We start from the raw sequence: 20,062 nt of genomic DNA, 5'->3' as shown, positions 1-20,062 counted from the left end.
GATGAGGAAGGGGGCCCCGATCAGCGCCGTCCCGATGTCCACGTCGACGGTCGTCGTGCGGCGCGCGGGGGCACTGCGCCGGGCCGAGTGCCTCAACTCGACGTTTACGCAGGGGCAGTTACGTCCTTCGGGTGAAAGAGCTCCGGCTTTCGTCGTGCGGGGGGCCTCCCGGCCGGACAGTGGGTGGGCCGGCCGGGCATCGGGCTCCGGCCGGAGGGACCGTACGGCGAAAGGTGACGTATCCATGACCACTGAGGCCAACCGGCGGGTCGCGCTCGTCTTCTCCCTCCTCGACGCCAACGCGAACGGGGTCCTGGAGGCGGACGACTTCGACCTCATGGCCGACCGCGTCGTCCAGGAGGCGCACGCGTCGGACCAGGCGGCGAAGGACGCGATGCGCGCGGCGTTCCGGCGGTACTGGACCACCCTGCGCACCGAGCTCGACGCAGACGGGGACGGCGAGATCAGCTTCGAGGAGTACACCGCCTGCGTGCTCTCGCCGGAGCGGTTCGACGCGACGATCGGCGTGTTCGCCGAGGCGCTCGCCGCGCTCGGGGACCCGGACGGCGACGGTCTGATCGAGCGCCCCCTCTTCGTGGCGCTGATGACGGCCATCGGCTTCGAGGCCGCGAACACCGACGCGCTCTTCGACGCCTTCGAGCCCTCGGACGGGGACCGGATCCGGGTGGAGACATGGGTCGCCGGGATCAAGGACTACTACGCGCCCGACAAGGCTGGCATCCCCGGCGATCACCTGGTCGTCGGCACCCCCGTCTGACCCGCCCCACCCGGGAATCGCCGGCCGTACCGGCGAACGACGACGAAGGAGCATGGTTGAAACCGGTCATCGGGCTCGCTGTGGGCCGTGGAACAGGACCAGAGGTCGCCGCCGTCTTCGAACGGGTGCTGGGCGCTCTGGCCCGGCTGCACGGAACGGAGATCGGCGTGCTGCGCTCGCCGCGGACCTACCACTCGTATGTGTCGCTCAAGGCGGAGGGGGACGGGGAGGCGGTCCGCCGGCTGACGGAGGAGGACGCCGCGCACTACGAGGAGTTCTGCCGGACGCAGGCCGCTCTGGGAACGCCGGTGATCTTCCGTACGGCGATCAACGCCCAGTCCCTCTATCTGGTACGTCAACGGCTCCAGGCCGTCAAGGTGGACGCACTGCCCGCCGGGGCCGGGGCGGCCTCGCTGCTGCTGGTCCGCGACCAGGCGCAGGGCTTCTACACCGGGGAGAACCAGCACCTCGACGGGGTGGTCCGGCGGACCATGGAGTTCAGCCGCGACCTCACGGAGAAGGTCCTCTCCTACGCGGTGGGCCGGGCCTGGCAGCAGTGGCCCGACGCCGGGCCCGAGCGGATCGTCATGGCGTACAAGTTCCATCTGCTCGACGGCGCACTGGACTCCTGGGTCACGGACGTCGCCGGACGGTACGACGTGCCGGTCCGGCTCTTCCAGCCGGACACGGTGAACCGGAACCTGATCACGCACGGGTTCGGGGACCGTACGGTCGTGGTCGCGGGCAACGAGTGGGCCGACATCATGCATGTCGTCCTGCTCGACCGGTTCGGCTCCGACCGGCAGGAGAACCGCTGCACGGAGAACGTCCTCCTGCACCCCGAGGTACGGGGGCTGACCGAGTACCAGACGGTGCACGGGTCCGCCGACGACCTGGAGGGCCTGGACCGGGTCAACCCGGTGGCCACCGTGCGGGCCGCCGCGGCGATCGCGGAGCGGTACGGCGGCTGCCTGGGCGCGGCGGAGGCGGTGGAGCGGGCCCTGACCTCCCTCGCCGGGCAGGGCGTCCATACGCCCGACCTCGGCGGACGGCACTCCACCACGGCGGTGGTGGACGCCCTGCTGGAGGCCCTGGAGGCGGAACGGGCCGTGCGGGAGCCGCCGTTGGCCGCGACCGCGCGGGCCGAGGCCCCGTGAGCGCGCCGGGCGGGACCGCGCTGGTCGTCGTCGACCTCCAGAACGACTTCTGCGCGGGCCCGCTCGCCGCGTCCCGGTATCCGGGCGACCCGGCGCGCCTGGAGAGGGTCACGGCGAACACCGCCCGGGCCGTCGCGGCGGCACGGGCCCGGGGCACGGAGGTCGTCTTCGTCCGCTTCCTGGGCGACGCCCGCTACCAGGGGGACGGTTGGCGGCGGCGGGACGCGGAGCTCGGGAAGCCGCCGAAGTGCCTGGAGGGTTCCTGGGGCGCGGAGTTCGCCGCCGGGGTGGGACCGGAGCGGGGCGAGGCGGTCTTCACCAAGCGGGCCTGCTTCGACGCGTTCCTGGACGAGGGGTTCGAACGGCATCTGGTCGAGCGGGGCGCGGTCCACCTGGCGTTCGCCGGGCTCTTCGCCGACGTCTGCGTGGACTCGACCGCGCGCACGGCGTTCCAGAAGGGCTTCCACATCACGGTGTTGCGCGACTGCACGACGGGGCTGCACCTCCCGGACGAGCAGATCCTCGCTTTCATGGGCCGGCTGTACGGGGCCCGGATCACGACCGGCGACCGGGCCGAGGTGTGGTCGCGCCGTCCCGGAGAGGAGGAGGGATGCCCGGGACAGCCCAGCAGGACCGCGGCGTCGCCGGGGGCGTCGGCCTGACCGCGCTCATGGTGGCCGCCGCGCGGGCCGTGGAGACCCACCGCCCGGACCCGCTGGCTGAGGACCCCTACGCGGAGCACTTCGTGCGCGCCGCGCGGGCGTCCGCGCACTGGCCGGTGCGCCCGGAGGAGGTGCCGGGCGGGGAGGGCGATCCGCTGTGGGGGCGGCTGGGGCGCTACTTCGGCCTGCGGACCAGGGTGCTCGACGACTTCCTGCTCCGGCAGGCGTACGGCGGGGTCCGGCAGATCGTGCTGCTCGGGGCCGGGCTGGACACCCGGGCGCTGCGTCTGGACTGGCCGCCCGGGTGCACGGTCTTCGAGGTCGATCAGGAGGAGGTCCTCGCGTTCAAGCACGGGGTGCTGGACGCCCTGCCCGCCGGGGACGGGCCGCGGGCCGCCCGCGTGGCCATCGCCGCCGATCTGCGCCACGACTGGGGCGCGGGGCTCACCGGCGCGGGATTCGATCCGTCCGCGCCGGCCGCCTGGCTCGCCGAGGGGCTGCTGCTCTACCTCCCTCCGGCGGCCGAACAACGACTTGTCGACACGGTGGACGCGCTGAGCCGGGCGGGGAGCACCGTGGCGTACGAGGTGAAGCTCGGCGTCGAGTCGGCGGACGTCCGCGACAGCCCGGTCTACGCGGCGGCGAAGGAGCGCATCGGCGTGGACCTGCTCGCCCTGTTCGACGGCGAGCCCCGGCCCGACTCCGTCGCGGACCTGGCGGGGCGGGGCTGGTCGACGACCATCCGTACGCCCTTCCACTTCACCCGGCTCCATGGGCGCGGCCCGCTGCCGGAGCGCCCTGACGCGCTGGCGGCCAACCGGTGGGTCTTCGCACGCAAGTCCCCGCGCTCAAGAGGCTCGGCGGCCGGTCTCAGCCGGTGAGGAGGTCCGGGTCGCCCGCCAGTGCGGCGAGGCGGCCGCGCGGGGTCGGGGACGAGCCGGCGTTCTGCCAGGTCCAGAACGCCGGCCACTCCCGTGATCTCGGCGGCCACCGTGCCGTCCTCCTTGATGACCTGCTGCTCCAGGGTGAACGTCTTCCCCGTGCCGTAGTCGAAGCGGCAGGTCACCCGTACGCGCTCCCCGCCGCGCAGCTCACGGCGGTATCTGACGGTGACCTCCAGCTGCACCGGGCCGATCCCGTCCGCCAGCAGCTTCTCCTGGGGGAGCCCGGCGGCCCGCAGCAGCTCCCAGCGCGCGTGTTCCGCGTACTGGAGGTAGACGGCCTGGTTCAGATGGCCCTGGGTGTCGAGCTCGTAGCCGCGCACGGTCACGTCGGTGGAGAAGGTCATGACCGTACGAACGCCTGCGCCCGACGCTCCATTCCGGTGGGCCGGTCCTTCCGGGCGTCCCTGTCCGGGCTGTCACACGCCGGTCGCTCGCCTCTCCCCGGGTGTCTCAGTCACGGGCGGCGTCGACGCGGTGCGCTCCCCGGTGTCACCGTCGCCGTCGCCGATGACGCCGACGTGCCGCAGCACGATGCCGGACAGGAGCACGAGGACCAGGGTGCACACGGCGGCGACGGACATCGCGACGTTCAGCCCGGCGGTGGCCGCCTCCTTGGCCTGGTCGAGCCAGCCGGCGGGCATCCGCTGCGCCGAGGAGACCGCGCCGACGAGGCTGTCGCCCGCCGCGTCGGCCACCTCGGACGGCGTGCCGGCGGGGATCTCGCCGGCGATGCGGCTGCGGTAGACCGCGGTGGCCAGGCTGCCCAGGATCGCCACGCCCAGGGCGAGGCCCAGTTCCTGCACGGTCTCCGACAGCGCCGAGGCCGAGCCGGCCTTCTCCGGCGGCGCGGCTCCGACGACCAGATCGGTGCCCAGGGCCGCGATCGCCCCGAGTCCGAGGTAGACGAGGCCGAAGCCGGTCAGCATCAGGGCGACCCCGCCCGAGGCGTTCACCTGGGTGAGCAGCACGTATCCGACCAAGGACAGGGCCAGAGTCGCGGCCATCACGATTCCCGGCGGCACGCGGCGGGCGACCAGTGGCGCGCCGATGGCGGCCAGGACCATCATCAGGGCCGGCGGCCCCATCCACAGGCCCGCTTCGACGGGAGGCAGTCCCTCGACGAACTGGAGCTGCTGGGTGATCAGCAGCAGGGAGCCGCCGACGCCGACGAGGCCGACCAGCAGGACGCTGAGCGCGGCGCTGAAGGTGCGGTCGGTGAAGAGGCGCACGTCCAGCAGGGGGTCGGCCAGGTTGCCCTGGCGTCGGACGAAGAGCACCGCGAAGGTCACGCCGATCGCCGCGGCGGCGACCGTGGGGGTGTCGAGGCCGTCCTTGGCGAAGCGTTTCACGGCGTAGACGACCGGCAGGATCGCGGTCAGTGACAGGACGACGCTGAGCAGGTCGAACCGGCCGTTGTGGGGCGCCCGGTACTCGGGGATCAGGACGGGGGCGGCCACCAGCAGGATGATCGCGACCGGGACGGCGAGGAGGAATGCCGAACCCCACCAGAAGTGGTTCAGCATCACGCCGCCGACCACCGGCCCCAGCGCCATGCCGAGGGCGAAGCTCGTCGCCCAGACGCCGATGGCCAGGGAGCGTTGGCGCTGGTCGGCGAACATGTTGCTGATCAGGGCCAGGGTGGACGGCATCAGTGTGGCGCCGGCGATCCCCAGGGCCGCGCGCGCGGCGATGAGCGTTTCCGCGCTGTCGGAGTAGGCGGCCACCACGGAGACGGTCCCGAAGGCGACGGCCCCGATCAGCAGCAGCTTGCGGCGGCCGATGCGGTCGCCGAGGGTGCCCATGGTGATCAGGAAGCCGGCGATCAGGAAACCGTAGGAGTCCATGATCCACAGTTCCTGGGATCCGCTGGGCCGGAGGTCCTCGGCCAGGGAGGGGAGGGCCAGGTACAGCACGGTGACGTCGAGGCCCAGCAGCACCGTGGGCAGCGAGAGGACGGCCAGACCTCCCCACTCCCGGGCCCCGGCCCCGGCCCTGCGTACGGTCGTTGTGCTCATGGCGCTCCCCTGCGTTTCACGTTCGACGATGTGCCCCGCCACTGTGCGGACCGTCACGCACGATTTCCTGAGGGTCGCCCGGTCGTACACTGTGACCATGCGTTACGGGGTGCTCGGCCCGCTGGCCGTCTGGGACGTCGAGGGGCGGCCGGTCAGGGTCCCCGAGACGAAGGTGCGCGCCCTGCTGGCGAACCTGCTGGTCCACGGGGGCGGGCCGGTTCCGGCGGACCGTCTGATCGAGGACCTGTGGGCGAGCAGCCCTCCGGGCGGTTCGGCCAACACGTTGCAGACCAAGGTCTCCCAGCTGCGCCGGGTGCTGGGCCGGGAGCAGGTGGTCCGCGAGCCCGCCGGATATCGGCTGCTGCTCGCGGACGGCGTGGCGGACGCGGCCGACGCGGTCGACGCGCTGCGGTTCCAGGAGCTGGCCGAGCGCGCCCGCGCCCACGAGGAACCGGCGGTCAAGGGGGATCTGTTCGCCGACGCGCTCGCGCTGTGGCGGGGCCCGGCCTACGCCGATGTGGCCGAGTCGCTGTTCGCCCGCGGGGAGATCGCCCGGCTGGAGGAACTGCGCCTCGCCGTCGTCGAGGACCAGGCCGAAGTGCGGCTGGCGCTGGGCGACCACACGACGCTGGCGGCGGAGCTCGGGGAGCTGGTGGCGCGGCATCCGCTGCGCGAGCGGCTGCGCGCGGCCCATATGCGCGCGCTGTACCGGGCCGGGCGGCAGGGCGACGCGCTGCGGAGCTTCCAGGAGCTGCGCCGTCAACTGGCGGAGGAGCTGGGGGCGTCACCCGAGCCGGCGGTCTCCGCGCTGCACCAGGCGATCCTGCGCCAGGAACCGCGGCTGGCCGCGCCCGCCGCCCCGTCGCCGTCGTGTCGTACGAACCTGCCCACGCCGCTGACCCCGTTGATCGGTCGGCGCGCGGCGGTCGAGGAGGTGCGGGCCCGGCTGAGCCCGGGCGCGCACACCCGTCTCGTCACGCTCACCGGTCTCGGCGGGGTGGGCAAGACGCGACTGGCGATCGCCGCGGCGCACGCGATGGCCGAACAGTTCGCCGATGGCGTGTGGCTGGTCGAACTGGCGGGTCTGGGCGCCGCGTCGACCCCGGACGACATCGCCGAGCGGGTCATCACGACGCTGGGCCTGTGCGACACCGCGGTGACGGAGCCGGACCTGCACGACCTGGTGGGCTGGCTGTGCCGGGCGGTGGCGGACAAGCGCCTGCTGATCCTGCTGGACAACTGCGAGCACCTCGTCGAGCCGGTCGCCGTGCTCGCCGGAGCCGTGCTGTCCGCGGTGCCCGCCGCACGCCTGCTGGTCACCAGCCAGGAAGCCCTGAACGTCCCCGGCGAGGCGGTGCGTCCGGTGCCGCCGCTGGCGTTGCCCAAGGGGGCCGATCCGGAGTCGGTCGCCCGGTCCAGCGCTGTCGAGCTGTTCGTGGCCCGGGCGGCGGCGGCAGCGCCCGGCTTCGTCCTCGACGCGGACAACGCGGCGGCCGTCTCCGCCATCTGCCGTCGCCTCGACGGCATTCCGCTCGCGCTGGAACTCCTGGCGTCCCGGCTGCGGACGCTGAGCCCGGACGAGCTCGCCGTCTGCCTGAACGACGGGTTCGCCCCGCCCGAGGTCCGGGTGCGCGGGCTCCCGGCCCGGCAGCAGACGCTGCGCGGCATGCTCGACTGGAGCTGGCAGCTGCTGACCTCGGACGAGAGGACCGTGCTGCGACGTCTCGCCGTGCACGCGGACGGCTGTACGCTGCCGTCCGCCGAGGCGGTCTGCGCCGACCGCGAGCTGAGCGCGGAGCGGGTGGGCGACCTGCTGTCCCGGCTGGTGGACCGCTCGCTGGTGGTCCGTGAGGGCGGCCGGTTCCGGCTGCTCGACTCGGTGGCAGCCTACTGCGCCGAACGGCTGGCGGAGGCGGGTGAGGAGGCTGCCGTACGGGCACGGTTCGTACGCCATTGCACGGAGTCGGCCGAGCGGGAGAGCGAGCGGCTGCGCGGCCCGGAGCAGCGGCGCTGCCTGGAGCGCCTGAACGCGGAGACCGTCAACCTGCGCCGCGCCCTCGACCTCGCGGTCACCGGGAGCGCCGATGGGTACGCGGTGCGGCTGGTGAACGCGCTGGCATGGTACTGGTTCCTGCGCGGTCGGCTCACCGAGGCCCGGAGGTCGTTCCGAGCGGCGCTGGCCGCCGACCTCGGGGCCGCTCCGGCGGCGCGCCTGACGGCGCTGGCCTGGCTGAGCGGCATGGAGCTGCGCACGGCGTCGGCCGACGCCGCGCCGATCGCGGTTGCGACTCCGGTTCTGCCTCCGACGCCCGTTCTGCCTCCGCCTCCGGTTCCGGTGGGTGAGGATCCGACGGACGGTGTCGACGATCCGGTGCTGCGGGCCCGGTTGCAGTGGTTCGTCGGCACCGGTCTGACCGGCCATGGCCGTCACCGCGAGGGGCGGCGGCTGGTGGAGGCGAGTCTGGCCGGTGCGCGCGCCGCCGGAGACCGCTGGGGGGAGGCCGCCGCGCTGGTCGAGCTCGCGGACCACGCCCCCGCGCGGGGCGCGTCCCACGCGGAGCTGGGCTCAGCGCTGTTCCAGGAGGCGGGCGACCGCTGGGGGCTGCTCCGGGCCACCCGGTGCCTGGCGCTCGCGGCCGAGCGCGAGGGTGACCACGCGCGGGCGGAGCGGCTGCACCGGGAAGGACTGCTGGCGGCCGAGGAGCTCGGGCTGTGGACCGAGGTCGTCGAGGCGCTGACCTGGCTCGGCAGGATCGCCCTGGCAGACGGCCGGGCCCGGCGGGCGACGGAACTGTACGAGCGGGCGCTGTCCGTCTCGGCCGAACGCGCCTACGGCAGGGGCGAGATCCGCGCCGAGACCGGTCTCGGGCTCGCCGCCCGTCTCCGCGGCGACCAGGAAGCAGCCAGGCGCCACCTGCACCGGGCTCTGGCCAAAGGCCGCTCATCGGTCCACGCCGCCGACGCGGCGGCCGCGCTGGCGGAACTGAACCTCGTCGCCGGGCACGGGCGGGACTGAACCCCGCCCCCTCCGGGGGCCCTCCCCGCCGTTCCGGGCAGCGGCCAGGCGTGACGAGTGGCCCTCATCCTCCCCCGGCGACCCGCCGCACCGTGCGCAGCCGGTACTCCTTGTGGTGCGGCGGGTCGTGGTCCCTTCGCGGGCGGTCCGGGGCCGGGCCGGTCACCGGGCGGTGGCCGTCGGAGGCGGACTCCGGCACGCCTTCGCCCCGGGTCGACCCCGGTAGCCGCTGCTGGAGTCGGTGGACCCGGGCCGCCGGGATCTCCCCCTCCAGGGTGCACAGCGCTCCGCGTCCATCAGGACCAGTGGCGTGAGGTCGCGGAAGTCGCCCGCCGTGCTCGACATGCTTTGTCGAACGTGCCGTGGGAATGGCTGTGCCGGGGCCAGTATCCGGAATCGGCAGTGGATCAGCGGGTGTTCGGGGGCCGCAACTGGTCTTCTTCCGCACGCGAGTCCGCACCCGGTTCCGCGCGGAGGTGGGGAAAGCGCCATTCGGTGCGGCTGCGCAGTGTTTCGCCGGGGCGCAGCACCGTACTGGGATGGGCGGGGCGGTTGGGCGAGTCCGGCAGGTGCTGGGTCTCCAGGCAGAGCGAGCCATGGCGTTCGTGGCGGCGGCCCGTGCCATCGGTGAACGCGCCGTCGAGTTGGTTCGCGGTGTAGACCTGGAGTCCCGGTTCCGTGGTCCAGAGCTCCAGGGTCCGCCGTGCGCCGGGGGCGGTCAGCCGGGCGGCCCGGCGGAGGGCGGCGGGGGCGTGGTCGCGCAGGACCCAGCAGTGGTCGAAGCCTCCGGCCAGGGCGAGTTGGGGGTGCGGCAGGCCGAGGCGTGCGCCCATCGGGTGCGGGGCGGTGAGGTCGAAGGGGGTGCCGGCCACGGGGGCCGGAGGGCCTTCGGGGATGGAGTCGGGGTCGACGGGGAGGTAGTGGTCGGCGTCGACCTGGAGGGTGTGGCCGAGGATGTCGTCCGTGCCGAGGTTGAGGTAGGCGTGGTGGGTGAGGTTGACGACGGTGGGCCGGTCGGTGACGGCCGTGTACTCCAGGGCGAGGGTCCCGGCGGTGTCCAGGGTGTAGGCGGCCGTGACGTCGAGCGCTCCGGGGAAGCCCATGTCGCCGTCCGGGCTGTGGAGGGTGAGGCGGAGGACGGCGGCGGAGTCGGTGGAGTGGCCGGTGGCCTGCCAGATCCGGGTGTGGAAGCCGTCCGGGCCGCCGTGCAGGGCGTGGCCCCGGTCGTTGGCGGGGATGTGGTGGGTCGTGCCGTCGAGGGTGAAGCGGCCGTGGGCGATGCGGTTGGCGTACCGCCCGACGATCGCCCCGAAGTAGGGGTTCTTGTCGGTGTAGTCGTCGAGGGCGGGCAGCGAGCGGACGACCGGCCCGGGGACGCCGGAGGTGTCCGGCACGGTGAGGCTGTGCAGGACGCCTCCGTAGGTGAGGATCTCGGCGCGTACGCCGGCGCCGGAGTCGAGGGTCCAGAGGTCGACCTCCGTCTGCCCGTGGGCGCGGCCGAACGGTTTGCGGTGCACGGTGGGCATGAGGAGTTCCTTGGGGGTGCGGGACGGGGGTCTCTCGAAGGACCTCTGGCGGGCCGGGCCGGAAACCTCGGGGGTCCGGAAACCTCGCAGGGGCCGGGAGCCTCCGGGGGGCCGGGAGCCTCGCGGGCCCGGCGAGTTCGCGGGACGCGGCGGGTCAGCTGGGCCCGGTGGACTCGCGGGGCCCTGTGGACTCGCGGACGACCAGGCGGTAGCCGGGGCGGGGTCGACGGGGTTCGGCGACCGGGGTGCCGGCCAGGCGTTCGACCAGGCTGTCGACGGCGAGCCGGGCGATGGCCGCCTTGTCCGGCGCGATGGTGGTGAGGGTGGTGGTCCCGTACCGGCTCTCCTCGATGTCGTCGAAGCCGACGACGGCGATGTCGCCCGGGATGGTGAGCCCGCGCTCGGTGAGCGTGCGCATGGCCCCGATCGCGATCAGGTCGTTGTACGCGAACACGGCGTCGGGCCGCTCCCCCCGGTCCAGGAGCGAGGCCATGGCGGCGGCCCCGTCCTCCCTCCCGTAGCCGTCGGTGACCACGACCAGGGACTCGTCGGGTGCGATGCCGGAGGCGGCCAGCTCCTCGCGCCAGCCGCGCAGCCGCAGGTGGGCGGGCTGGCGTTCGCGGCCGGTACGGGAGCCGAGGAAGGCGATCCTGCGGTGGCCGAGGGCGATGAGATGGGCGACGGCCTCACGGGCGGCGGCCACGTTGTCGATGGCGATGTGGTCGTACGGCGCCTCGTACTCCCGCTCCCCCAGCAGCACCAGCGGCGCCGTCTCCGTACGGGCCATCAGGTCCTCGGTCTCCAGGTGGATGGGGCTGAGGATGAGGCCGTCGATGACATGGGACCGGAACCCCTGGCTGACCAGCAGCTCCTTCTCACGCAGCCCGCCCGTGTGGTCGACCAGGACCGTGTAGTCGTGCCGGGCGGCCGCGTCGACGACCTCACCGGCGAGCTCCGCGAAGTACGGGTTGCCGAACTCGGGCACGGCCAGCGCGATGATGCCGGTGCGGCCCTTGCGCAGATGGCGGGCGGTGAGGTTCGGCCGGTAGCCGAGCTCGTCGATGGCCTGCTGGACCTTGGCCCGCATCTTGGGGGTGACGTGCTGGTAGTTGTTGACCACGTTCGACACGGTCTTGATGGACACGCCCGCCCGTTGAGCTACGTCCTTGAGGCTGACGCCCACGGCACTCCTTGTACTCGGTTCGACTCGTCCCTGCCCGGCCCGTCCGGCCGTACAGTCCATCCCGATCCATCCCGATCCATCCCGATCCATCCCGATCCATCCCGGTCCATCCGGCCCGTCCGGTTCAGGTGGTTCTCCGGCTGCGCGCCAGGTAACGCTGCGCCACCACGACAACGATAAGGAAGCCGCCGCTGACCACCGATTGGTACGAGGAGTTGAGCGAGCCGATCTGGTTGATGAGGTTCTGGATCACGGCGAGCAGCAGGACGCCCCAGAGGGTGCCGCTGATCGAGCCCGCGCCGCCGATGAGGAGGGTGCCGCCGATGACGACGGCGGAGATCGCGTCGAGTTCCATGCCGACGCCGATGATGGTGACGCCGGAGGAGAGACGGGCGGCGTTGAGGGCTCCGGCGAGTCCGGCGAGCAGCCCGCTGAGGGTGTAGACGAGGATCTTCGTCCGGGCGACGGGCAGGCCCATCAACGTGGCCGCGTCGCTGCTGCCGCCGACCGCGAACAGGGTCTGCCCGAACGAGGTCCGCTGGAGCAGCAGCCCGCCGGCCCCGAACAGGACCAGCGCGATGAGGATCGGGTACCCGAAGCCCCAGACGGTGCCCTGGCCCAGTTCGGCGAAGGCGGAGTCCTTGGGCACCAGATAGGTGGTGGCGCCCTCGTCGGTGAAGGCGAGGAGCATCCCGCGCGCCGCGAGGAGGGTGGCGAGCGTGACGATGAAGGGGGCCATGTTCGCGCGGGCGATGAGCAGACCGTTGAGGAGCCCGATCCCGCCGCAGACCACCAGCGGCGCCAACAGGGCGGCGAGGAAACCCCATTGCGAGGCCCAGGCGGCGAGCACCCCGCCGAGGGCGAAGACCGACCCCACGGAGAGGTCGATGCCGCCGGTGATGATGACCAGCGTCATGCCGAGGGCGACGATCGCGAGGAACGACGCCTGGACGGTGACGCCCCGGGCGTTGTCGAGGCCGGCGAAGGTCGGGTAGACGAACGAGGCGATGAGGATGACGGTCAGCAGGACCGCCAGGACGCCCTGGCGCTGGACGAGTTCACCGATACGGGAGCCGGTGGACCGCTCGGGCCGGGGTTCGGGGCGCGAGGGGGCGTTCTTGAGCGGCGCCGGCGCCTGGGGGGCCGGGGCGGCGGGGGTGAGGTTCTTCATCGGGACCGACGCTCCCGGGCGACGTAGACGGCGGCGATGATGATGGCCGCCTGGGCGATCTGTGCGGTGGAGTCGGGCAGGTCGTGCTTGACGAGGGTGGCGCGCAGCAACTGCATCAGCAGGGCGCCCGCGACGGTGCCGAGGACCCGGATGGAGCCGCCGTTCAGCGGGGTGCCGCCGACGACGACCGCCGTGATGGCGGAGAGCTCCATGAGGGTGCCGAGCGAGGACGGGTCGCTGGCGGTGAGCCGGGCGGTGGCGAGGATCCCGGCGAGCGCGGCCATCGTGCCGCACAGGATGTAGACGCCGATCAGGACGCGTTTGACGGGCAGTCCGGAGAGCCCGGCGGCTGCCCGGTTGCCGCCGATGGCGACGATCTGGCGGCCGAAGGTGGTGCGCTGCACCAGGAACGCGACGGCCACCGCGAGCACGCCCGCGATGAGGACGACCAGCGGGATGCCGAGGAAGGAGCCGGTGCCGAGCGCGAGGATGTCCGGGTTGACGATCTGCTTGAGTTGGCCGTCCGCCATCACCAGCGCAAGTCCCCGGCCGCCGACGAACAGGGCGAGGGTCGCCACGATGGGCTGCAGGCCGACGAGGGAGACGAGCGTCCCGTTGACCGCGCCGACGACCGCTCCGGCCAGCAGCGCGATCAGGAGCGCGGGCACCAGTCCGTAACCGAGGTAGAGCGGCAGCAGGGCGGCGGCGAGCGCCATGGTGGAGCCGACGGAGAGGTCGATGCCCTCGGTGCCGATGACCAGGGCCATGCCGAGCGCGACGATCACGATGGGGGCGACCTGGACGAGCTGGGTGCGCAGGTTGTCGGCCGTCATGAAGTGCTCGGTGAACAGGGCGTTGAACAGCAGGACGACGGCGACGGCCGCGTACACGCCGTACTCCTGGTACCAGGCGGGGTCGCGGAGCCGGGCCAGGGGCTTCGCGGGGCGTGGCAGGGTGGCCTGGGTGGTCATCGGGGGTCCTCCTGGCCGGCCGCCGGGGCCTTCCCGCCGGGGTCGGGGGTGTGGTCGGCGGCGCTGTCCTCGGTCGGTACGGCACCGGGCGTGTGGTCGGCGAGCACCTCGAGGAGGCGGCTCTCCTCCACCTCGTCGCCCGCGAGTTCACCGGCGATCGCGCCGCCGCGCAGGACGACGATGCGGTCCGCCCCCTCGATCAGCTCCTCGATGTCGGAGGAGATCAGCAGGACGGCCAGCCCCTCGCGGGCCAGGTCGTCGATCAGGCTCTGCACCTCGGCCTTGGCCCCGACGTCGATGCCCCGGGTGGGCTCGTCGAGCAGCAGCACCTTGGGTTCCAGGCAGAGCCAGCGGGCGAGCAGCACCTTTTGCTGGTTGCCGCCGGAGAGTTCACCGACCTTCTGCTCGGGGCTGGACGCCTTGATCCGCAGCCGCTCCATGAAGACGTCGACGATCCGGTCCTGGCGGTCGCGGGAGACGATCCCGGCGCGGGAGAGCCTGGGCAGGGCGGCGAGCACGATGTTCTCGCGCACGGAGAGCTGCGGGATGATCCCCTCCGCCTTGCGGTCCTCGGGGAGCATGCTGATGCCGGCGCGGATGGCGGCGGCCGGGGTGGGGCGGCCGAGGCGCTTGCCGTCGACGGTGATCTCGCCGCCGTCCAGGGGCAGCGCGCCGGTCAGCGCCTTGGCGGTCTCGCTGCGCCCGGAGCCCAGCAGCCCGCCGAGTCCCAGCACCTCACCCCCGTACAACTGGATTGAGATGTCGTGCAGTTGGTGGCGGCGGTCGAGTCCGGTGGCGGTGAGGACGGGGGTGCGGGCCACGTCGTGGCCGGCGGCGTCGAAGCTGGTGAGTCCCTCGCGGCGCACCTCGGCCAGGTCGCGGCCGAGCATCATCGACACGAGCCGCATCCGGTCGAGGCCGGCCAGGTCGCCGGTGTGGATGTGGCGGCCGTCGCGCAGGACGGTGACCCGGTCGCAGACGCGGTAGAGCTCGTCCATGCGGTGGCTGACGTAGAGGACGGCGATGCCCTGGCCGCGCAGGTTCTCGATGACCCGGAAGAGGGTCTCGACCTCGCGGGGCTCCAGCGATGAGGTGGGTTCGTCCATGATGACGACCTGGGCCCGTACGGAGACGGCGCGGGCGAGCGCGACCATCTGCTGGGTGCCGATGCCCAGGGTGTGCAGGGGGCGTTTGGGGTCGACGCGGACGCCGAAGCCGTCGAGGAGTCCGGTCGTCTCGCGGTTCATCCGGGCGAAGTCGATGAGCCCGAAACGGTTCTTCGGCTCGCGGCCCAGGAAGATGTTGCGCGCCACGCTCATCAGCGGGACGAGGTTCACCTCCTGGTAGATGGTGGAGATCCCGGCCTGCTGCGCCTCGAAGGGCCGGGCGAAGCGGACGGGCGCGCCCGCCACCCGCACCTCGCCGCCGTCGCTCTGGTAGACGCCGGTCAGCACCTTGATGAGGGTGGACTTGCCGGCCCCGTTCTCGCCGACGAGCGCGTGGGTCTCCCCGGCGCGCAGCGAGAGGGAGACGTCGTCCAGGGCGACGACGCCGGGGAACCGCTTGCTGACCGAGCGGGCTTCGAGCACGGGGTCCGCGACGGCGGTCTCCGCGTGCCTGGGTGTCGCTTCGGTTGGTGCCATGGATGCCGGCCTTCCGGTGTTACGGGTGGCCATGGGTGCTGGCCTTCCGGTGTTACGGGAACGGGGCCGGGCCGCCGTGAGCGCGCGGGGCGTCGCGGCGGCCGGCCGTCCGGTCGGGGTCAGTAGGCTCCGCCGAGCGAGTCCTTGGCGTTGGCCTCGTCGTACTCCCGGTCGGTGATGATCACGTTCTCCGGGATCTCCTCACCGGCGTAGAACTTCTGCGCGGTGGCGAAGGCGAGCGGGCCGAAGCGCGGGTTGGACTCGATGACCGCGTTGTACTCGCCGTCGACCAGGGCCTGTACGGCGTTGCGGGTGCCGTCGACCGACACGATCTTGACGTCCTTGCCGGGCTTCTTCCCGGCCGCCTTGATCGCGGTGAGCGCGCCGAGGCCCATCTCGTCGTTCTCCGCGTAGACGGCGGTGATGTCGGGCTTGGACTGGATGAGCTGCTCCATGACCTGCTGGCCCTTGTCGCGGGCGAACTCGCCGGTCTGCTGGGCGACGATCTCCAGGCCGGGGGCCTCGGCCTCGACCTGGTCGACGAAGCCCTTGGTGCGGTCGGTGGTGACGTTGTTGCCGGACGCGCCGAGCAGGATCGCGACCTTGCCCTTGCCGCCGGTCACCTTGATCATCGCGTCGGCGGCGCGCTTGCCCTGCTCGACGAAGTCGGAGCCGAGGAAGGCCACATAGTCCTTGCAGGCCGTGGAGTTGACCTTGCGGTCGATGGTGAGGACGGGCACCTTCTTCGCCGCCGCCGCCTTCAACGCGGGCTCCAGGCCATCGGAGTTGAGCGGCGCGACGATGAGGAACTGGGCCCCCTGCGACAGCATGTCCTGGATGTCGCTGATCTGCTTGGACAGTTGGGACTGGGCGTTGGTGGTGAGCAGCTTCTTGACGCCGATCTTCTTCGCCTCGTCCTTGATGGACTGGGTCTCGGCGATCCGGAACGGGTTGGCCTCCTTCTCCGACTGGGAGAAGCCGACGACCGCGTTCTTCAGGTCCAGCTTCGGCGCGCCGTAGGTCTCCAGCGAGCAGCCCGAACCGGAGGTGGAGTCGGGGGACTTGGCTTCCTGGGCGCCCTGACTGCTGTCGCCGCCCGCGTTGTTCGAGGTCTCCGACTTGGCGCAGCCGGCGGCGGCCAGCAGGGAGGTGGCGGCGAGGAGGCAGGCCACGGCGAGGGTACGGGGTCGACGCTGGATCATCATGCGCGGAACGCTCCTTGGCGGGTTGACGGCACGCGCGGCGGCGCGCGGTCGGGCATGGCGGGACGGTCGGGCACGGCGGGACGAGACATCGGCCGCTCGGCGGCTGATGCCACCGCACTCCCCACGACCCTGCTCCGACGTGCGGGAACAGCGGTCACGAGGGCCTGACCGGGCTGTCGGCGGCTCGGTTTACAACGTTATATAGGCGGTGTGGCACGGGCGGCAAGAGCGGGGCCGATGCGTTTCGAAAATGTGTCGGCCACCCGGCGGGGCTCACGTACGGGACGGGCCCGGGACGCGTACGGGAATCGGCACGCCGTACGGCAACGGGCCCTGCGCACCCCCTGGACAGCCGCCCGACGCCGTGCTGTCATACCGCCGGACGCCAGATTTCTAACGTTGCAAGAACGGCTGCCGTACGCCCGGTCCGACCGCGCGACGGCGACCTTCGCCATGCGCCCGACCCCTCCGAGCGCCCCTGCACCCGGGCTCTCGTTCCTCCCCCGCACTCGCTCGCTCTCCCCCGCCCCCGCTCTCCCGTCGCGCCCCGCCGGCAGTCCCCACCCCCGCGCCACCTGGGTGCGGGGGTTCTCCGGCAGGAACAAGAAAGGGATGGTCAGACATGCAACCAGCACCCGCACCCCGCCACCGCGCCTGGTGGCGGAGATTAACGGCCGCCACCGGCCTCCTCGCCCTGGTGGCCACCGCCCTCGTGGGCTCCGGCGCCTCCCCGGCCGCCGCCGCGCCCGCCGCCTGGACGCCGAAGCCGTCGCCCATGACGACGCCGTGGACGAACCAGGTCCCGGTGGACAAGCCGCTGCCGGAGTATCCGCGCCCGCAGCTGACCCGCCCCGACTGGACGAACCTCAACGGCATCTGGGACTTCGCGGTCACCGGCCGTGACGCCGGGCAGCCGGCCACGTTCCCGGAGCAGATCCGCGTCCCGTTCGTCGCCGAGTCCGCGCTCTCCGGCATCCAGCGCCGGATCACCCAGAACGACAAGCTCTGGTACAAGCGGACCTTCACCGTCCCCGCCAACTGGAACAACCGCCGCGTCAAGCTGCACTTCGGCGGCTCCGACTGGCAGACCACGGTCTGGGTCAACGGCGCCCAGGTCGGGGCGCACAAGGGCGGCTTCGACGCGTTCTCGTACGACATCACGCCGCAGCTCAACGGCGGTACGAACACCATCGTGGTCTCCGTCTACGACCCGAGCCAGACCGGCGGTCAGGCGGTCGGCAAGCAGCGGATCAACGATGTGAAGCCCCACCCGGGCGGCGGGATCTTCTACACCGCCGCCTCCGGCATCTGGCAGACGGTGTGGCTGGAACCCGTCGCCCCCGCCCACATCACCCGTCTCGACATGACGCCGAACCTGGGCGACAGCACCCTGCGGGTGCGGGTCCAGACGGCCGGCGCGGCGGGCCGGAACGCCCGGATCACCGTCTCCAACGGCGGTACGGTGGTGGGCTCGGCGACCGGCTCGGTGGGCGGGGAGATCTCCGTACCCGTGCCGAACCCGCGGCTGTGGACTCCCGAGGACCCGTTCCTGTACGACGTGCGGGCCGACCTCCTCGACGGCTCGGCGGTCACCGACACGGTGGGCAGCTACACGGGTATGCGGTCGGTGGGTCTGGCGAAGGTCGACAACATCCTGCGGCCGGTGCTCAACGGGAAGTTCGTGTTCCAGACCGGCACGTTGGACCAGGGCTACTGGCCGGACGGCATCTACACCGCGCCCAGTGACGAGGCGCTGAGATACGACCTCCAGGCGCACAAGGACCTCGGGTTCAACATGGTCCGCAAGCACATCAAGGTGGAGCCGCAGCGGTGGTTCTACTGGGCGGACAGGCTGGGGCTCCTGGTGTGGCAGGACATGCCGTCGATGGACACCGGCAAGGTCCCGGACGGGCCCTCCCGCACCCAGTGGGAGGCGGAGTACCGGGCGATCATCGACCAGCACCGCAGCTCGCCGTCCGTCGTCATGTGGGTGAACCAGAACGAGGGCTGGGGCCAGTACGACCAGGCCAGGATCGCCGACGAGGTCAAGGCCCAGGACCCCTCGCGCCTCGTGAACAACATGAGCGGGGTCAACTGCTGCGGCTCCGTCGACGGCGGCAACGGCGACGTGGTGGACAACCACGTCTACGTCGGCCCGGGCAACACCGCGCCGACCGCGACCCGGGCCGCCGTGCTCGGGGAGTTCGGCGGTCTCGGCTACAGGGTGCCGGGCCACGAGTGGTATCCGGGCGGCGGGTTCAGCTACGAGGACCAGCCGAGCGTCGCGGCCCTCGACAACCGCTTCGTCGGCCTGCTCGACGCCATCCGGATCGGCCAACTCCCCGCCGGGCTCTCCGCGTCGGTCTACACGGAGATCACGGACGTGGAGAACGAGGCGAACGGGCTGCTCACCTACGACCGCCAGGTCGTCAAGGTCGACACCGCCCGCGTGAAGGCCGCCAACCAGGCCCTCATCCAGGCGTCCCGCAACCCCGCTCCCCCGGTGACGTTGCCCACCGGGCAGTACAGGTCGCTACGGGTCACCACCCCCGGGCACACGACGAAACACCTGCGCCACTACAACGCGCTGGCCGCCACCGAGGCAGTGAACAGCGGCAGTTCGGGCGTGCTGAAGGCGGACGCCACCTGGAAGATCGTCACCGGCCTCGCCAACGGCAACTGCTACTCCTTCGAGTCCCGGAACTACCCCGGCGAGTTCCTCCGCCACCGGGACTTCCGGGTCCGGCGCGACGCCAACGACAACTCCGCGCTGTTCAAGGCGGATGCCACCTGGTGCGCGGTCGCCGGGAACGGCGGGGTGCGGTTCACCAGCGCCAACCTGCCCGGCAGCTATCTGCGCCACATCGACTCGGAGGTGTGGCTGGCCACCCCGGGCGGCGGGCGGGCCTTCGACAGCCCGGCCCTCTTCGCCGAGGACACCACGTGGGCGGTGGACGCCCCTTGGGCCCCCTGATCGCGCAGGGGCGGTGACCGGCCGGTCCGGCAGCGGCGAGGGAACCCTCCGTCGCTGCCGGACCGGGAGGCCGTGTGCCGTCCGTCCGCAGCACGTCGCCGGTGGCTTCGCGATCGCCGATCCGAGCATCCGAGCATCGGAGTATCCGATTACCTGAGTACATGAGCGGTGTTGCCCGGTGGCCTCCACCTGCTGACATGGGCGCATGACGACGCGCCCTCGCACCCGCTGCTCCCCCGCCCCCGCACTGTTCGGCCGACGCCGTACCCGGGCGCTGATCGCCGGTGGCGCGGTGCTGCTCGCCGGGGCGCTCACCCAGGGGTGCGCGGGTGGGCGGGTGATGGCGGAGTCGGAGTTCCGGGAGCACTTGCGGCTCACCGAGGAGGCGGGCGAGGACGCGGTGCGGCGGCTGGGGATGGACCCCTCCTCCATCGTGGACACCCACGAGATGGCCAACTCCTCCTGCAAGGACGAGTTCGGCGCGGACGGCGACGGGGTCACCCGCGATCAGCCGCGCGTCACCTGGGCCCCCCACTTCGAGAGCAGGGCCGCCTACCGGGCGGCGGTCGACACCCTCCGCGAGGCGTGGTCCGCACAGGACCTGACGGTCGAGGACATCCCCGCACCCGGGAAGGGCGAGCGGGGAGCGGGCCTGCCGGGAGTCCGGACGAAGGGCGACCACGATGTGGAGCTGTCGCTGCGGCCCGACTGGTACACCGGGGAGCCGACGCTGACCGCCGATGGCGGCTGCGTACGGCACCGGGGATATCTGGTCGACTGGGAATAGAGGTGACCCCGCCGGGCCGCACCTGCCGGA

14 protein-coding genes and 2 pseudogenes are annotated in these 20,062 nt (G+C 72.4%); 7 read left to right on the top strand and 9 right to left on the bottom strand.

Going from position 1 to position 20,062, the window contains the following annotated elements; genetic code table 11:
• Positions 1-244: 244 nt before the first annotated feature.
• The 4 genes from ACLJPL_RS23070 to ACLJPL_RS23055 are packed head-to-tail and all read left to right on the top strand — an operon-like array spanning position 245 to position 3,478.
• On the top strand, positions 245-778 hold the full coding sequence (locus ACLJPL_RS23070) for an EF-hand domain-containing protein (protein ID WP_411082803.1): 534 nt from the start codon (positions 245-247) through the stop codon (positions 776-778).
• Positions 779-834: 56 nt separating this feature from the next.
• Complete coding sequence (locus ACLJPL_RS23065; RefSeq protein WP_411082802.1) at positions 835-1,935, top strand: isocitrate/isopropylmalate family dehydrogenase; 1,101 nt, start codon at positions 835-837, stop codon at positions 1,933-1,935.
• A complete protein-coding gene (locus tag ACLJPL_RS23060) occupies positions 1,932-2,597 on the top strand; it encodes a cysteine hydrolase family protein (protein ID WP_411082801.1) in 666 nt (221 codons plus the stop codon). The genes ACLJPL_RS23065 and ACLJPL_RS23060 overlap by 4 nt, the downstream gene beginning before the upstream one ends.
• Positions 2,546-3,478: a class I SAM-dependent methyltransferase gene (locus ACLJPL_RS23055; RefSeq protein ID WP_411082800.1), complete on the top strand. Its 933-nt coding sequence runs from the start codon at positions 2,546-2,548 to the stop codon at positions 3,476-3,478. Before ACLJPL_RS23060 ends, ACLJPL_RS23055 begins: the two co-directional genes overlap by 52 nt.
• Here ACLJPL_RS23055 and ACLJPL_RS23050 read toward each other — a convergent pair.
• Positions 3,468-3,885: pseudogene (locus ACLJPL_RS23050) on the bottom strand (acyl-CoA thioesterase). The gene ACLJPL_RS23055 and the pseudogene ACLJPL_RS23050 overlap by 11 nt on opposite strands.
• Positions 3,886-3,957: 72 nt before the next feature.
• Positions 3,958-5,556 (bottom strand): MFS transporter, encoded by a 1,599-nt coding sequence (locus ACLJPL_RS23045; RefSeq protein WP_411082799.1) that lies wholly within the window; start codon positions 5,554-5,556, stop codon positions 3,958-3,960.
• A 97-nt stretch (positions 5,557-5,653) separates the two neighbouring features.
• On the opposite strand from ACLJPL_RS23045, the gene ACLJPL_RS23040 reads away from it, so the two are divergent.
• Positions 5,654-8,572, top strand: coding sequence for a BTAD domain-containing putative transcriptional regulator (locus tag ACLJPL_RS23040; protein ID WP_411082798.1), 2,919 nt, complete (start codon positions 5,654-5,656; stop codon positions 8,570-8,572).
• 64 nt (positions 8,573-8,636) lie between these two features.
• Here the strand turns inward: ACLJPL_RS23040 and ACLJPL_RS23035 are convergent.
• The 7 genes and pseudogenes from ACLJPL_RS23035 to ACLJPL_RS23005 all read right to left on the bottom strand — a co-directional run.
• Positions 8,637-8,967, bottom strand: a pseudogene (locus ACLJPL_RS23035) (GTP-binding protein); the annotation flags it as partial.
• 12 nt (positions 8,968-8,979) lie between these two features.
• Positions 8,980-10,098: an aldose epimerase family protein gene (locus tag ACLJPL_RS23030; protein WP_411082797.1), complete on the bottom strand. Its 1,119-nt coding sequence runs from the start codon at positions 10,096-10,098 to the stop codon at positions 8,980-8,982.
• 154 nt (positions 10,099-10,252) lie between these two features.
• Positions 10,253-11,281, bottom strand: a complete 1,029-nt coding sequence (locus ACLJPL_RS23025) for a LacI family DNA-binding transcriptional regulator (protein WP_411082796.1) — start codon at positions 11,279-11,281, stop codon at positions 10,253-10,255.
• Positions 11,282-11,405: 124 nt separating this feature from the next.
• Positions 11,406-12,452: an ABC transporter permease gene (locus ACLJPL_RS23020; RefSeq protein WP_411082795.1), complete on the bottom strand. Its 1,047-nt coding sequence runs from the start codon at positions 12,450-12,452 to the stop codon at positions 11,406-11,408.
• The gene (locus ACLJPL_RS23015) at positions 12,449-13,423 is read right to left on the bottom strand and encodes an ABC transporter permease (protein WP_411082794.1); all 975 of its coding nucleotides are present in this window, start codon (positions 13,421-13,423) and stop codon (positions 12,449-12,451) included. The genes ACLJPL_RS23020 and ACLJPL_RS23015 overlap by 4 nt, the downstream gene beginning before the upstream one ends.
• A complete protein-coding gene (locus tag ACLJPL_RS23010) occupies positions 13,420-15,066 on the bottom strand; it encodes a sugar ABC transporter ATP-binding protein (protein ID WP_411082793.1) in 1,647 nt (548 codons plus the stop codon). The genes ACLJPL_RS23015 and ACLJPL_RS23010 overlap by 4 nt, the downstream gene beginning before the upstream one ends.
• A 119-nt stretch (positions 15,067-15,185) precedes the next feature.
• Entirely contained in the window at positions 15,186-16,271 is a 1,086-nt protein-coding gene (locus tag ACLJPL_RS23005) for an ABC transporter substrate-binding protein (RefSeq protein WP_411082792.1), read from the bottom strand.
• Between the two features lie 622 nt (positions 16,272-16,893).
• Here ACLJPL_RS23005 and ACLJPL_RS23000 point away from each other — a divergent pair.
• Both ACLJPL_RS23000 and ACLJPL_RS22995 read left to right on the top strand, forming a co-directional pair.
• The gene (locus tag ACLJPL_RS23000; protein ID WP_411082791.1) at positions 16,894-19,245 is read left to right on the top strand and encodes an AbfB domain-containing protein; all 2,352 of its coding nucleotides are present in this window, start codon (positions 16,894-16,896) and stop codon (positions 19,243-19,245) included.
• A 205-nt stretch (positions 19,246-19,450) separates the two neighbouring features.
• Positions 19,451-20,032, top strand: coding sequence for a hypothetical protein (locus tag ACLJPL_RS22995; protein WP_411082790.1), 582 nt, complete (start codon positions 19,451-19,453; stop codon positions 20,030-20,032).
• Positions 20,033-20,062 lie beyond the last annotated feature (30 nt).

The organism is Streptomyces sp. cmx-18-6, from assembly GCF_046548915.1.
GTDB lineage: Bacteria > Actinomycetota > Actinomycetes > Streptomycetales > Streptomycetaceae > Streptomyces.
This window is presented reverse-complemented; position numbering and strand designations above follow the sequence as displayed.